At 66.2% G+C, this 14,061-nt stretch carries 14 protein-coding genes; 8 read left to right on the top strand and 6 right to left on the bottom strand.

Translation table 11 applies throughout. The features are described from left to right. Window positions 1-14: 14 nt before the first annotated feature. Both DSM104443_RS15915 and DSM104443_RS15910 read right to left on the bottom strand, forming a co-directional pair. Entirely contained in the window at window positions 15-977 is a 963-nt protein-coding gene (locus DSM104443_RS15915; protein ID WP_171093947.1) for a tripartite tricarboxylate transporter substrate binding protein, read from the bottom strand. Window positions 978-1,056: 79 nt separating this feature from the next. After that, a complete protein-coding gene (locus tag DSM104443_RS15910; RefSeq protein WP_171093945.1) occupies window positions 1,057-1,539 on the bottom strand; it encodes an Lrp/AsnC family transcriptional regulator in 483 nt (160 codons plus the stop codon). Between the two features lie 127 nt (window positions 1,540-1,666). Between DSM104443_RS15910 and DSM104443_RS15905 the strand changes: the two genes are divergently transcribed. From DSM104443_RS15905 to DSM104443_RS15895, 3 genes are all read left to right on the top strand, one after another. Beyond that, a complete protein-coding gene (locus DSM104443_RS15905; protein WP_171093943.1) occupies window positions 1,667-2,104 on the top strand; it encodes a VOC family protein in 438 nt (145 codons plus the stop codon). A gap of 189 nt (window positions 2,105-2,293) precedes the next feature. Next, window positions 2,294-2,800, top strand: coding sequence for a DUF1993 domain-containing protein (locus DSM104443_RS15900; RefSeq protein ID WP_171093941.1), 507 nt, complete (start codon window positions 2,294-2,296; stop codon window positions 2,798-2,800). A gap of 38 nt (window positions 2,801-2,838) precedes the next feature. Next, window positions 2,839-4,050: a pyridoxal-phosphate-dependent aminotransferase family protein gene (locus DSM104443_RS15895; RefSeq protein ID WP_171093940.1), complete on the top strand. Its 1,212-nt coding sequence runs from the start codon at window positions 2,839-2,841 to the stop codon at window positions 4,048-4,050. Here the strand turns inward: DSM104443_RS15895 and DSM104443_RS15890 are convergent, their stop codons facing one another. From DSM104443_RS15890 to DSM104443_RS15875, 4 genes are all read right to left on the bottom strand, one after another. Further along, on the bottom strand, window positions 4,051-4,497 hold the full coding sequence (locus tag DSM104443_RS15890; protein WP_171093938.1) for an SRPBCC family protein: 447 nt from the start codon (window positions 4,495-4,497) through the stop codon (window positions 4,051-4,053). A gap of 68 nt (window positions 4,498-4,565) precedes the next feature. After that, window positions 4,566-5,129, bottom strand: coding sequence for an NADPH-dependent FMN reductase (locus tag DSM104443_RS15885; RefSeq protein ID WP_171093936.1), 564 nt, complete (start codon window positions 5,127-5,129; stop codon window positions 4,566-4,568). 58 nt (window positions 5,130-5,187) lie between these two features. Continuing rightward, window positions 5,188-6,222: a glycosyltransferase family 4 protein gene (locus DSM104443_RS15880; protein WP_171093934.1), complete on the bottom strand. Its 1,035-nt coding sequence runs from the start codon at window positions 6,220-6,222 to the stop codon at window positions 5,188-5,190. Window positions 6,223-6,289: 67 nt separating this feature from the next. Beyond that, window positions 6,290-7,501, bottom strand: coding sequence for an MFS transporter (locus DSM104443_RS15875; protein WP_171093932.1), 1,212 nt, complete (start codon window positions 7,499-7,501; stop codon window positions 6,290-6,292). Window positions 7,502-7,944: 443 nt separating this feature from the next. On the opposite strand from DSM104443_RS15875, the gene DSM104443_RS15870 reads away from it, so the two are divergent. From DSM104443_RS15870 to DSM104443_RS15850, 5 genes are all read left to right on the top strand, one after another. Continuing rightward, window positions 7,945-9,165 (top strand): RtcB family protein, encoded by a 1,221-nt coding sequence (locus DSM104443_RS15870; RefSeq protein WP_171093930.1) that lies wholly within the window; start codon window positions 7,945-7,947, stop codon window positions 9,163-9,165. A gap of 22 nt (window positions 9,166-9,187) precedes the next feature. Next, window positions 9,188-10,210: an AAA family ATPase gene (locus DSM104443_RS15865; protein ID WP_171093928.1), complete on the top strand. Its 1,023-nt coding sequence runs from the start codon at window positions 9,188-9,190 to the stop codon at window positions 10,208-10,210. Between the two features lie 128 nt (window positions 10,211-10,338). Next, a complete protein-coding gene (gene paoA / locus DSM104443_RS15860; protein WP_171093926.1) occupies window positions 10,339-10,977 on the top strand; it encodes an aldehyde dehydrogenase iron-sulfur subunit PaoA in 639 nt (212 codons plus the stop codon). Further along, window positions 10,974-11,921, top strand: coding sequence for an FAD binding domain-containing protein (locus tag DSM104443_RS15855; RefSeq protein ID WP_171093924.1), 948 nt, complete (start codon window positions 10,974-10,976; stop codon window positions 11,919-11,921). Before paoA ends, DSM104443_RS15855 begins: the two co-directional genes overlap by 4 nt. A gap of 3 nt (window positions 11,922-11,924) precedes the next feature. Continuing rightward, window positions 11,925-14,051 carry a xanthine dehydrogenase family protein molybdopterin-binding subunit gene (locus DSM104443_RS15850; protein WP_171093922.1) on the top strand — a complete coding sequence of 709 codons (2,127 nt, stop codon included), beginning with the start codon at window positions 11,925-11,927 and terminating at the stop codon, window positions 14,049-14,051. The last annotated feature ends 10 nt before the right edge of the window (window positions 14,052-14,061 follow it).

The following is a 14,061-nucleotide window of genomic DNA, read 5'->3' as shown; positions in this document are numbered from 1 at the left end:
CGGCGCTCCCGGGTCTACTCGGCCTTGATGCCGGCGTTCTTGACGATCGGCTCCCACTTGTCGACTTCGCTCTTGATCACGGCGGCGAACTGCTCCGGCGTGCCGCCCTGGATCTGGACGCCAGCGGCCTCGAGCTTCGCGCGCACGTCGTCCATCCTGAGCGCCGCGTTGGCGGCGACGTTGAGCTTCATCACGATGTCCTTCGGCGTGCCCGCCGGGGCGAGGATGCCGCCCCAGGTCGCGGCGTCGAAGCCGGGCAGGGACTCGGCCACCGTCGGGATCTCGGGCGCCGACGACGAGCGCTTGAGGGTGGTCACCGCGATGCCGCGCAGCGACCCTGCCTTCACGTGCGGAAGGATCGCCGTGATCGGGTCGAAGATGATGAAGGTGCGGCCCGCCAGCAGGTCCGGGTGCGCGGCGGAGCTGCCCTTGTAGGGGACTTGCTGCATCTTGGTGCCGGTCATGCTCATGAAGAGCTCGGCCGCCATGTGCAGGGAGCTTCCGTTGCCGCTCGTGGCGTAGATCGCCTTGTCCGGATTGGCCTTGATCCATGTGACCAGCTCCGGGACCGTCTTCGCGTTCACCGTCGGATTCACGGTGAGCAGCAGCGGCACGATGTGCGTGTAGATGACCGGCTCGAAGTCCTTCACGGGGTCATAGGGCAGGTTCTTGAAGACCCACTTGTTGGTGGCATGGCTGGAGGCCACGATCACCAGCGTGTAGCCGTCGGGCGCGCTCTTGGCCACGACGTCGGTGCCGAGGTTGTTGGAGGCTCCCGGCCGGTTCTCCACGACGACCGGTTGTCCCAGCGAGGTGGTCATCTTGTCCGCCATGATGCGGGCGATCGTGTCGATCGCGCCGCCCGTGGTGGCCGGCACGACGATCTTGATGGGTTTGGTGGGATAGCCCTGCGCCCACGCGAGCGACCCTGCGAAGAATGCGAGTGCGGCGGCCGCGACCTTCAGTCCGTTCTTCATGCTGGAACTCCTCCGGTGGTGTTGTGTGTTTGTTCTTGTGGTGTCGTGTGTTGTTCTTGTGTGCCGCTTTGCGTTCATCTTAATCTCGAATCGGCAGGCTCATCCCCACTTTCACGCGGTCCATCACGACGTGGGTCGTGAAGCTCTTCACGTTCGCGTCATCGAGCAGCGCCTCGCGCGTGAACGCTTCGTAGGCCTCCATGCTCGCGGCGATCACGATCAACATGAAGTCCGCCTGCCCGGTCACGTAGTAGCACTGCTGCACCTCGGTGCGGGCGACCATGCGGCGCTTGAAGCGCGTCATCTCCCGCGTGCTCTCGTCGCGCAGGTCCACGGCCACGACGCAGGTCACGGGCAGGCCCACCGACTTCGGTGAGACTCGTGCGGTCTCAGCCTCGATGACGCGTGTTTCGCGGAGCCGCTTCAGGCGGCGTTGCACCGCTGCGGCCGATAGCCCCACCTGCGCGCCGATCTCCGCGGCGGGCACCTGCGTGTCGTGCTGGTAGAGGGCGAGGATGCGGAGGTCGAAGGTGTCGAGGGAGGGTTCAGTCTTCGGGGGCATGGTTTTTTGAGGCGGGTGGCGGCACGGGTTTGCGGCGACGCGACGGTTTGGGGCCTCACTTCGCGGCGAAACGCCAGGCGGCCTGCCTCAAAGTCATCGGTTCCCGGACAAGTCTATCCAACCCCCGATGATCGATCACCTCGAAATCTCCGTATCCAATCTTCCCGCATCCACGGTGTTCTACACGGCCGCGCTCGCACCCTTGGGTTACCGGCACTACGTGGCCCGCGAAGCGTTGTGTGGCTGGGGCACGACCGAAATCGCGCCGGACTTCTGGGTGCGGACGAGCGGTCCCTCGCAACCGGGCGGCCCTTTGCTTCCGGGCGGTCTCTCGCAGGCGACCCCGGCCGCGACGCCGTTGCCCCACGTAGCCTTCAACTGCGTCTCCCGCGACCTGGTGCGGCGTTGCTACGAGGCGGCAGTGGCGACCGGAGCTCGAAGCCGCGTCGAACCCACGTTGATGACGCAGGTCCACGCGAACTACTTTGCGGCCCAGGTGTTCGACCCTGATGGCCACAACATCGAGTTCGCCTGCCACGCGGCCGATTCAGAGCGAGAACGGTGAGCTGTGGAGCAAGGATGGCTGACTGACCGAGCGGGGTGCATTGAAATCGCAATTTGCACTCGCCTGATCCACTGGATCGCCAAAGTGATCCAGTGGACCCTCGGGGTTGATCCAGCGGATCAGTTCAGCGATCCAGCGGATCAGTCGAGTGCAAAATGAGGTTTCGACCTACCCCCCGCTCCTCCGACCATGACGTTCCCGATGTACGACGCCAGCATCCCCACGTTCACGCGCGCCTTGGGGCACCTGGCGGGCATTCTCCAGAAGGCGGCCGACCACGCCGCGGCGAAGAACATCGATCCGGCGGTCCTGATCGAGAGCCGCCTCTATCCGGACATGTTTCCGCTCTTGAAGCAGGTGCAGCGGACGACGGACATCGCGAAGAGCGGCGCGGCCCGTCTCGCGCAAACCCAGCCACCGTCCTTCGAAGACAACGAAACCACATTTCCCCAGCTGATCGAGCGAGTTCGAAAGACGATCGCATACCTGGAGACGCTCAAGCCGGAGCAGTTCGAGGGGGCGGATGAGCGCATGGTGACGTGGCAGATTGGCGAGCGGACAAAGACGCTGCGGGGCATCTCTCATCTGCAACAGTTCGTCCTCCCCAACTTCTTCTTCCACGAGACAGCCGCCTACGCCATCCTCCGACACAACGGCGTAAAGCTCGGCAAGCGGGATTTCCTCGGTGGTTTCTAGAGCCCGTTATCATTGAGGAATAGAACCAGGAGACAGCGATGACGGTTGCACGTGGCTGGCAGTTTTTCATGCACCCCGGTCCCACCAACATCCCGCACCGGGTGCTGCAGGCGATGGCGCGCCCGACGGTGGACTTCACCGCGCCCGAGTTCGTGGCCCTGCGCGACCGGTCGCTGCAGCGGATGAAGGGCATCCTCAAGACGCGCGAGGGCTTCGTCATCATGTACGCCGCGTCGGGCAACGGAGCCTGGGACGCGAGCATCGCGAACCTGTTTTCTCCCGGGGACAAGGTCCTGGTCCCGCAAACCGGCTTCTTCGCCGACCGCTGGTCCAACACCGCGCGGGCGTACGGGCTTGAAGTCGAGGCGCTGCCCACGCCCGATCGCCGCCCCGTCGATCCGGAAGCCGTGGGCCGAGCGCTCGCCGCGGACACGAAGCATCAGATCAAGGCCGTGATGCTCATCCAGAATGAAACGGCCACCGGCATTCGCCATCCCATCGCGGAAGTGCGCGCGGTGATGAATCGCCTCGGCCATCCGGCGCTCTATCTCGTCGACACCATCTCCTCGCTCGCCTCGTACGACTTCCGCATGGACGAGTGGGGCGTCGACCTCGTGATCGGCGGCTCGCAGAAGGGCTTGATGCTGCCGCCGGGCATGGCCTTCACGGCGATCAACCCGCGTGCGTGGGCCGTGGCACAGACCACGACCAACACCCGCAAGTACTGGGACTGGCGCCCGATGATCGAGAACGGCCGCCAGGTGCAGTTCTGCGGCACGCCGCCGATCTCGCACTTCTTCGGCCTCGAGGCGTCGCTCGACATGCTGGAAGAAGAGGGACTCGAGAACGTCTTCGTTCGCCATCGCCGGCTCGCCGATGCCACGCGCGCCTGCGTGCGTCATTGGGGGAAGAGCGGCGGCGTCGAGATCTACAGCCTCGATCCCGACTTCGCCTCCGATTCACTCACCGCCGTGATGGTCCCCGCGGGACACGACGCCGATCGAGTCCGTGCCATCGCGCAGGATCGCTACGGCGTGGCTCTCGGCCGCGGCCTGGGCGTGCTGCAGGGAAAGATCTTTCGTATCGGCCACATGGGCGATCTCAACGAGCCGATGGTTCTTGGCGCATTGGCCGCGATCGAGCTGGCGCTCGCGGAGGCCGGCATTCCCCACGCGAGCGGCGGCGTAGAGGCAGCGATGGACTCGCTGCGTGCGCCGGCGGCCGCGCGTCGGGCCGCTGTGGCTGCGTAACTACTCGGTCGGAATCTCCGGCTCGACCAGCAGCTTCAGCAGCTCGAGCGACTCGCCCCACCCGAGGTAGCAGGCCTCTGCCGGAATCGCATCGGGCACGCCTTCCTGGGTGATGTTGATCTCGGTGCCCACGGACACCTTCTTCAGCTCGATCGTCACGGTCATCGCGCCGGGCATGCTGGAATCGTCGAACTTGTCCACGTAGCGCAGGCGTTTGCCGGGCACCAGCTCGAGATACTCGCCGCCAAACGAATGGCTCTGGCCGGCGCCGAAGTTCGTGAACGACATCTTGTACTTTCCTCCCACGCGCGCGTCCATCTCGTGGACCTTGGCGGTGAAGCCGTGCGGGGGCAGCCACTTCACCATCGCCTCGGGCGTGATGAAGGCCTTGTAGAGTTTCTCGGGCGTGGTCTTGAAGACGCGGTGCAGCCGGATGGTGCTGGGCATGTGTTTCTCCTGGGTCGATAAACGGGTGGGTACCTCTAGTCGAACGGGCGGTTCCGTTTTCGACAACGTCAGGATGTTTTTGCGCGAGTCGTGTCGATCCACGCCGCGAACGCGTCCATGAACTTGCGCAGGAACGCCTCCGTATCGGCATTCGTGAGCTTGCCGCCCTCGTCGAAGAACTTCGCGACGCCGCTCAGGTAAGCCTCCGGCTGTTGCAGCGTCGGCATGTCGAGGAACGCGAGGCTTTGCCGCAGGTGGTTGGCCGCGCCGAAGGCACCAAGTGCGCCGGGCGTCACGCCCAGGACGGCGGCGGGCTTCTTCGCCCAGGCGCTCTGCCCATAGGGACGCGAGGCGACGTCGATCGCGTTCTTCAGCACGCCGGGAATGGAGCGGTTGTATTCGGGCGTCACGAACAGAACGGCATCGCTGCCCTGGATGCGCTCCTTGAACGCCTTCCATTCCGCCGAGGGCGTCTGCTCCAGGTCCTGGTTGAAGTGCTGGAGCTGTCCGATCTCGGCGATCTCGCAGTCGAGCCGCGCATTCATCCCGCTCACCGCCTTGGCGACCATCCGGCTGTACGAGCCTTTGCGCAGGCTGCCCACGATCACTGCCACCTTGGTTTTCTTGTCCATGCTCGTTCTCCCAGGGAATTGACCCAGGATAGACGCACCGTTGGCGGCAGGGTTCCTTCTATCGGGCTTCGGCGCCCAAGGGATCGCGCTGCGCGAGCCGTGCGGGCGCCATGTGCGCCAGGAATTGCCGCGTGGTCTCCTCCCACGGGAAGGCTTCCGCGTAGCGGCGGCAGCCGGCGCGGTCCAGCTCCAGCGCCGCGAGGGCCGCACGGCGAAGGTCCTGATCAAGGACGCCGACGCGCGCGTCCTTCACGACGTCGATCGGCCCGCGCACCGGGAACGCAGCCACAGGGACTCCGCACGCCAGCGCTTCGAGCATCACGAGACCGAAGGTGTCGGTGAGGCTCGGGAACACGAAGGCGTCCGAGCGCTGGTAGTAGCTCGCCAGCTCCACGCCGTGCCTGAAGCCTACGAAGCGGGCGTTGGGGAACTCACGCTCCAGCTTCTTCCGCGCGGGACCATCGCCCACGACGAGCTTGCTGCCCGGCAGGTCGAGCTCCAGGAACGCGGGCAGGTTCTTCTCGAGGGCGACACGGCCCACGTAGGTGAAGACCGGCCGGGGCAGGTCGGTGAAGCGCTCGTTCGTCGGATGGAAGAGCTCGAGGTCCGTGCCCAGCTTGTAGTCGACGATGCGCTCGAACCCGTGCTCCTCGAGCGAGCGGCGCATCGCCGGTGTCGCAACCATCACCGCCGATGAGGGCGCGTGGAAGCGGCGCATGAACGCGTAGCCCCACGCGAGCGGCACGCCGAAGCGCGGCTGCACGTACTCCGGGAAACACGTGTGGTACGCGGACGTGAAAGCGAGCCCGCGGCGCAGGCAGTAACGGCGAGCCGCGGCGCCGATCGGTCCCTCGGTCGCGATGTGGATCGTGTCCGGATCGAACTCGCGAATCTGCCGCGACACGCCGCGCCCCGGCATCACCGCGAGCGGGATCTCCGGATACGTCGGCATCGGCAGCGTGAAGAAGCCTTCGGGCGAGATCACGTGCACCTCGTGCCCGTGCTTCCGCAGGCGCGCGATGATGTTCACCAGTGTGACCACCACGCCGTTGATCTGCGGCGCCCACGCATCGGTTGCGATCAGGATTCGCATGACGTTTCCGGGAGTTACGTTCGCGCGATTATCCCTCGCGCTCGCGTGTACGGCTGTCCCCGTTCTGTCACACGGCGGCGCGACCCGGCTTCGGGAATGCGAAGGCCATCGCCACCGCGCCGAGTCCCACGGCCGCGGAGCCGAGGAACATCCAGGTGTAGGTGTTGTAGTGGTCGTAGACCCAGCCGCCGATGAGCGGGCCCGCGGCCATGCCGATGCTGGAGACCATCATCGCGGCGCCGAGCACGGAGCCCATGACCTCCTGCCGGAAGTAGTCGCGCGCAAGCACGGAGTAGAGCGGCATCACGCCGCCGTACGCGGCGCCGAACACGATCGCGAGCGAGTAGAACTCCTTCAGCTCGCGGACATGGACGTAGCTGCCGATCGCGAGGGCCTGGACGAGCAGGCCAAAGATGAGCACGCGTTTCGTGCCCAGCTTGTCCGCCGCCACGCCGAAGAGCACGCGGCCGCCGAGACCCGCGAGCCCTTCCACGCTGTAGATGCTCACGGCGGCCATCGGGCCGATTCCGCACACCATCGCGTAGCTCACCATGTGGAAGATCGGTCCGGCGTGCGCCGCGCAGCACGCGAAGAACGTGAGGCCGAGCACGATGAACTGCGGCGAGCTCAGCGCTTGCCACAGCTCCCCTTGCGATCCCCGCTCGCCCTGTCGTCCCCGCGAAGGCGGGGACCCAGCCTCCGCCGGCTCTTCGGCCGCAGGCGGCCGCCGAACCAGCAGCGTGCAAGGCAACGTCACGAGCCATGCCCCGATGCCGATCATCAACATCGCCGGCCGCCAGCCGTAGTCCGTGACCAGCCACTGCGCGATCGGCGACACCGTCATCGGCGCCGCGCCCATGCCCGCGGAGACGAGCGACACGGCGAGCGCCCGCTGCGTCGTGAACCAGCCCATCACCGTCGCGATCATGGGGGCCAGGAACGCGCTCGCGGAGAGGCCCACCAGCACGCCGTAGGTGACCTGGAAGCCCACGAGGCTCGTCGTCCGGCTGGCGAGCACGAGCGCCAAGCCGAGCAGCACCGCGCCGATCGTCACCACGACGCGGGCCCCGTACCGGTCGCTGGCCCAGCCCCATGCGAAGGCGCCCAGGCCGAGGGTGATGAAGTTGAGGCTCATCGCGCTCGAGATGGCGGCCCGCGACCAGCCCGTATCCCTCGAGATCGGCTCCAGGAAGATCGCCAGCGAGAACATCGCCCCGATGGCCACGCAGCCCATCAAGGCGCCGGCGGCGACGATGACCCAGCGGTAGTTCTTTTCCATGTCCGGCCCATTTTCCAGTGAGGGATACCCCTTGTCCAATGGCGGGGCGTCCAATCGACACGCATCGCAAAAACTTCCCGCGGGTGCTTGACACGATTCCCGAATGCCCTCAGGATTCGCACCCTTGTCGTACAACGCAACACGAATTTTTGGAATCGAGATGCAACACGTGATCAAACAGACGAACGACCTGCGGGCGCCAGCGCTCGTGCAAGGCCTTGTGCCGTGCACGTCCGCAAGCGTCGGGGATCGTCTTGCCTCCGGGAGCCTGGCGAAGGGATAGCACCCTCGCCATTCGTGGTCACCACGAAGCCCGGAGACTCGACAGAGCTCCGGGCTTTTTGCTTGTCACCCCCGCGTAGGCGGGGGCCCAGCTGGATTCCCGCCCCCCGATGAAATCATTCGGGGGCAGGCTTCGCGGGAATGACGTATATGGAGAGAACATGAAGACGAAAACGAACTATCGAGAAATCCTGCCGGACGCGCGCCTCTGGACCGGCGACCTGGAGATCGAGGGCGAAGCGATCGAGCAGATCCGCAACGTCTCGATGCTCCCGATCCTCGCCGGGCCGGTGGCCGTGATGCCGGACGTGCACCTCGGGCGGGGTGCGACCGTGGGAACCGTGATCCCGACCCGCGCGGCCATCGTGCCGGCGGCGGTGGGCGTGGACATTGGCTGCGGGATGCTGGCGGTGAAGACGAACCTCGTCGCCGGCGACCTGCCGCACAACCTGCACGGCGTGCGCTCGCAGGTCGAGCGTGACGTGCCGGTGGGTTTCGGATTCCACAAGCATCCCGTGGAGCCGAAGCACGGCCTGGTTGCCCCGAAGCTCGACAAGCGCGTGCGCGACCTCGAGACGCGATACCCGAAGCTGCGCATCCTGGAGTGGATGGGCCGCTTCGACGAGGGCCGCATGTGGCGCCAGCTGGGCAGCCTCGGTGGGGGAAACCACTTCATCGAGATCTGCCTGGATACGAACGGTGCCGTGTGGATCATGTTGCACTCGGGTTCGCGCAACGTCGGCAACACGATCGGCACGGTGGCGATCGAGCGGGCCAAGCGCATCGCGAAAGAGGTGGACCGCGGTCTGCCCGATCGCGAGCTCGCGTGGCTGGACGAAGGCACGGCGGAGTTCGAGGCGTACGTGGAAGGGCTCGGCTGGGCGCAGGAGTACGCGTCGCTCAACCGGGACCTGATGCTCTACCTCGTGCACCGAGCTCTCGAGAAGGCGCTGGACCGCAAGGTCGAGTTCGTGGGGGAAGTGACCAACTGCCACCACAACTACGCGCGCGTCGAGGAGCACTTCGGCGAGAACGTGTGGATCACGCGGAAAGGCGCGGTGAGCGCGCGGTCCGGAGAGCTGGGGATCATCCCGGGCTCGATGGGTGCCAAGAGCTTCATCGTGCGCGGCAAGGGCAACGCGGATTCGTACTGCTCATGCTCGCATGGTGCCGGCCGCCGCATGAGCCGCACGGCTGCCCGCAAGCGCTTCACGCGGGACGATCTCGAGGCCCAGACGAAGGGCGTCGAATGCCGCAAGGACCAGGGCGTGATCGACGAGATCCCGTCTGCGTACAAGGACATCGACAAGGTGATGGCCGCGCAGTCGGACCTGGTCGAGATCGTCGCGACGCTCAAGCAGATTTTGTGTGTGAAAGGTTGATATGGAACAAATCAGGGTCGGGATGAAGGCGGGAAGGATCCAGGAGGCGATCTTCAAGTCGCGCCTGGTCCACGCCTTCGAAACCGGCACGAGCCGCTATCCGATCTACCGTCGCGTGCGGTTCGCCGCCCGCGTGGAGTTGGAGGCATTGCTGGATGCCGTGGCGCTGGATACGTCCTGGCACGCCGAGCGACTGGATCAAGGCACGCTGATCCTGGACGCCGAGGGCCTGTACGCGACCGGATGGGGTGGACGAAAAGCGGACTACTGCTCGTTCGTCTTCCACATCCACGCGGCCAGCCCGCAGCGTGCGGAGGAAGCGACGCAACGGATTCTCGGCAAGGCCGCGGCGACGCGGATCACCGAGCCGATGTTCACCGTCAACTGGTGCTTCGTGACCGGCAACGGCGACATCGAGAGCGCGTCGATCGAGGAGCTCGCGGACGACGTGCTGATCGACGAGGCCTATCCGGAGATCAAGGGCGGCGTGCAGGCTTTCGTCGAGCGCTACCTGGATGCGAAGGAGACGGTGCTGGTGTTGCAGGGGCCTCCGGGCACCGGCAAGACGCGCCTGATCCGCGCGATCCTCGGCGAGATCTCGCGCCGCAAGGATGGCGAGTCCGAAGCGCTGTACACCGGCGACATGAAGGCGCTGCAGACGGACCAGATCTTCGTGAAGTTCATCACGGGCTGGGACGATGCCTTCGTGGTCGAGGATGCGGATCACCTGCTGAAGCCCCGTTGCGACGGCAACGAGCATCTGCACCGCTTCCTCACCATCGCCGATGGCGTGGTGCGTTCGCAGGGCCGCAAGATCATCTTCTCGACCAACCTCCCGAACGTGGGAGACCTGGACGAGGCGCTGATCCGCCCGGGACGCTGCTTCGCCCGCGTCAACGTTCGCGCGCTCACGGCCGACGAGGCCCGCAAGCTCGCGATCCGCGTCGCGGATGGAGATCCGGTGGAGCTCGAGCGCGCCGGCAAGGCGTTCGAGGCGGGCCGCAGCCACTCGCTGGCCTCGGTGTACCAGAGCGTGAACGCGTAGCCACCGCTGCAAGAAGTACGAAAAGGCCGGGGAGGAATCCTCGGCCTTTTTTCATGTCGAACCGCCGAGAGCGGCGGAGGTACGCCGGTAAGTTTTTCTTCAGGGCCACCCAGGAAGGATCCCAGGCAATGGAAGAGTCCAGCGGCATGAAGGTCACACGGCGTACATTCCTCCTCACCAGCGCCGGTTCCGCGGCCGCTGTCACGCTGCCGGCCGTATCCGCCGTGCCCAAGCCACCTTCCGCGAGGCCGCCCGTGTCCAGCAAGCTGTCCCTGAACGTCAACGGTACGCTCCGCGATCTCGAGGTCGACACGCGCACGACCCTGCTCGATGCGCTCCGCGAAAACCTGAAGCTCACCGGCAGCAAGAAAGGCTGCGACCACGGCCAATGCGGCGCGTGCACCGTTTTGGTGGATGGCCGCCGCGTCGTCTCCTGCCTCACCCTTGCCGTAATGCAGCAGGGCAAGAGCGTCACCACCATCGAAGGCCTGGGCACTCCGCAGAACCTCCATCCCATGCAGGCCGCCTTCGTGAAGCACGACGGCTACCAATGCGGCTACTGCACGCCCGGCCAGATCTGTTCCGCCGTGGGCATGCTGGACGAGATCAAGGCCGGGATCCCCAGCCACGTGAGCGCCGACATCACCGCCAAGCCGCAGGCCGTGGCTGCCGAGTTTCGCGAGCGCATGAGCGGCAACATCTGCCGGTGCGGTGCGTACTCCAACATCGTCGAGGCGATCGGCGAAGTCTCGGGGAGGTCGGCATGAGGTCCTTCACCTACGAAAAGGCCGCCACGCCCGCGCAAGCCGCCCGTGCCGCGCGCGAGCCGGGTGCGAAGTTCATCGCGGGCGGTACCAACCTCCTGGACCTCATGAAGCTCGAGGTCGAGACGCCGCAGCACCTGGTCGACGTGAACGGCCTCGGCCTCGACAAGATCGAGTCCACTCCGGAAGGAGGGCTTCGCATCGGCACGCTCGTCCGCAATACCGATCTCGCCGCGGATGCCCGGGTGCGCCGCGACTACGCCGTGCTCTCGCGCGCGATCGTCGCCGGGGCCAGCGGGCAGATCCGCAACATGGCCACCACCGGCGGCAACCTGCTCCAGCGCACGCGGTGCCACTACTTCTACGACACCAACCAGCCGTGCAACAAGCGCGTGCCCGGCAGCGGCTGCAGCGCGATCGAAGGCTTCAGCCGCCAGCACGCCGTCGTCGGCGTGAGCAAGGCGTGCATCGCCGTCCATCCGAGCGACATGGCGGTTGCCATGCGCGCACTCGACGCCACGGTGGAGACGGTCAAGCCGGATGGCTCGTCGCGCACGATCCCCATCGCGCAATTCCATCGGCTCCCGGGCACGACGCCGCACGTGGAGAGCGACCTCGCCGCGGGCGAGCTCATCACCGCGGTGACCTTGCCGAAGCCGATCGGGGGCACGCACATCTATCACAAGGTGCGCGACCGCTCGTCTTATGCGTTCGCGTTGGTCTCGGTGGCCGCGATCGTGCAGCGCGACGGCACGGGCCGCGTGGCCCTGGGCGGCGTGGCGCACAAGCCGTGGCGCGTGGAAGCGGCCGAATCGGAGATGCCGAACGGCGCGAAAGCCGTTACCAAGCGCCTGCTCGCGGAGGCCAAGCCTACGAAGGAGAACGCGTTCAAGGTGCAGCTGGCCGAGTGCACGCTCGACTCCGTCCTCACGCAGGCGAAGGGGTAAGCCATGAAATTCGAAACGGCTGCAACGAAGAACCCCATCGACCAGATGAAGATCGTCGGCCAGCCCGTCGATCGTATCGATGGCCCCGCGAAGACCACCGGCACCGCGCCCTATGCCTACGAGCGCCATGACGTCGTCGCGAACCAGGCTTACGGCTGCATCGTCGGCAGTGCCATCGCCAAGGGAAAGATCACGTCCATCGACGTGTCGGCCGCCAAGGCAGCGCCGGGCGTGCTGGCCGTCGTCACGTACCAGAACGCCGGCAAGCTGGCCAAGGCCGATTCGCATACCGCGAGGCTCCTCGCCGGGCCCGACGTCCAGCACTACGACCAGGCCGTGGCCGTCGTCGTGGCGGAGACGTTCGAGCAAGCGCGTTCCGCCGCGAAGCTCGTGCGCGTTCGCTACGACCGCCAGCCGGGCCGCTACGACCTCGCCCATGAGGTGAAGAACGCGAAGCCGCCCAAGCCCGACGAGAAGGATCCGAAGCCGCCGATCCAGAAGCTCGGCGATTTCGACAAGGCCTTCGCGGCCGCACCGGTCAAGCTGGACCAGACGTACACCACGCCGGACCAGAGCCACGCGATGATGGAGCCGCACGCGAGCATCGCGGCCTGGGAGGGCGACAAGCTCACCGTGTGGACCGCCAACCAGATGATCGATTGGGCGGTCCGCGATCTCGCGAAGACGTTCTCCATCCCCAAGGACAGGATCCGCGTGGTCTCGCCCTACGTCGGTGGCGGCTTCGGCGCGAAGCTCTGGATCCGTTCCGATGCCTTGCTGGCCGCGTTGGGAGCCAAGGCCGCGGGGCGGCCGGTGAAAGTCGCCCTGGCGCGCCCGCAGATCGCCAACAACACCACGCATCGTCCGGCCACGATCCAGCACGTCCGCCTCGCCACGGAGCTCGACGGCCGCATCACCGCCATTGCGCACGAGAGCTGGTCCGGCAACCTCCCCGGCGGCGATCCCGAAACGGCCGTCGACCAGACGAAGCTGCTTTACGCGGGCGCCAATCGCCTCACCGGCATGAGGCTCGCGGTCCTCGACCTTCCCGAGGGCAATGCGATGCGCGCTCCGGGAGAAGCGCCCGGCCTGATGGCGCTCGAGATCGCGATGGACGAGATGGCCGAGAAGCTCGGCATCGACCCGATCCAGTTCCGGATCCTCAACGACACGCAGGTCGATCCGATGAAGCCGCAGCGCCCGTTCACGCAGCGCCGGCTGGTCGAGTGCATGCGCATCGGCGCGGACCGCTTCGGCTGGAGCCGGCGCAATCCCACACCGGGCCGCGTGCGAGAGGGCCGCCTGCTGATCGGCATGGGCATGGCCGCCGCGTTCCGCAACAACCTGCTGATGAAGTCCGCCGCGCGCGTCCGCCTGGACGATCGCGGCTTCGTGATCGTCGAGACCGACATGACGGACATCGGCACCGGCAGCTACACGGTGATCGCGCAGACCGCCGCCGAGGTGATGGAGGTGCCGCTCGACAAGGTCATCGTGCGGCTTGGCGACTCGTCCTTCCCCGTCTCGTGCGGCTCGGGGGGTCAGTGGGGCGGCAACAATGCGTGCGCCGGCGTCTATGCCGCATGCATGAAGCTCAAGTCGCAAATTGCCGCGGGCGGCGAACGTGTCGCCGAAGACTTCATCGACTACCCCAAGGAGCTCGCCGAATCCCAGCAGCAGTCCACCTTCGGCGCGCACTTCGTCGAGGTGAGCGTGGATGGCGCGACCTCCGAGATCCGCGTGCGCCGCATGCTGGCCGTGTGCGCCGCGGGACGGATCCTCAATCCCAAGTCCGCCCGCAGCCAGGTGATCGGCGCGATGACGATGGGCGTGGGCGCGGCCCTGATGGAAGAGCTCGCGGTCGACACGCGGCCGAATTACGGCTTCTTCGTGAACCACGATCTCGCCGGCTACGAGGTCCCTGTCCACAACGATATCCCGCACCAGGACGTGATCTTCCTCGACGAGACCGATCCCTTGTCCTCGCCGATGAAGGCCAAGGGCGTGGGCGAGCTCGGGATCTGTGGTGTTTCCGCAGCGGTGGCGAATGCGATCTACAACGCCAGCGGCGTTCGCGTCCGGGACTATCCCATCACGCTCGACAAGATCCTCGGGAAGATGAGCGCCTGAGCAGCGGCAC

This window comes from Usitatibacter rugosus, from assembly GCF_013003965.1.
Lineage (GTDB): Bacteria > Pseudomonadota > Gammaproteobacteria > Burkholderiales > Usitatibacteraceae > Usitatibacter > Usitatibacter rugosus.
Note: the sequence above shows the minus strand (reverse complement) of the source record. Positions and strands in the feature narration are given on the sequence as shown.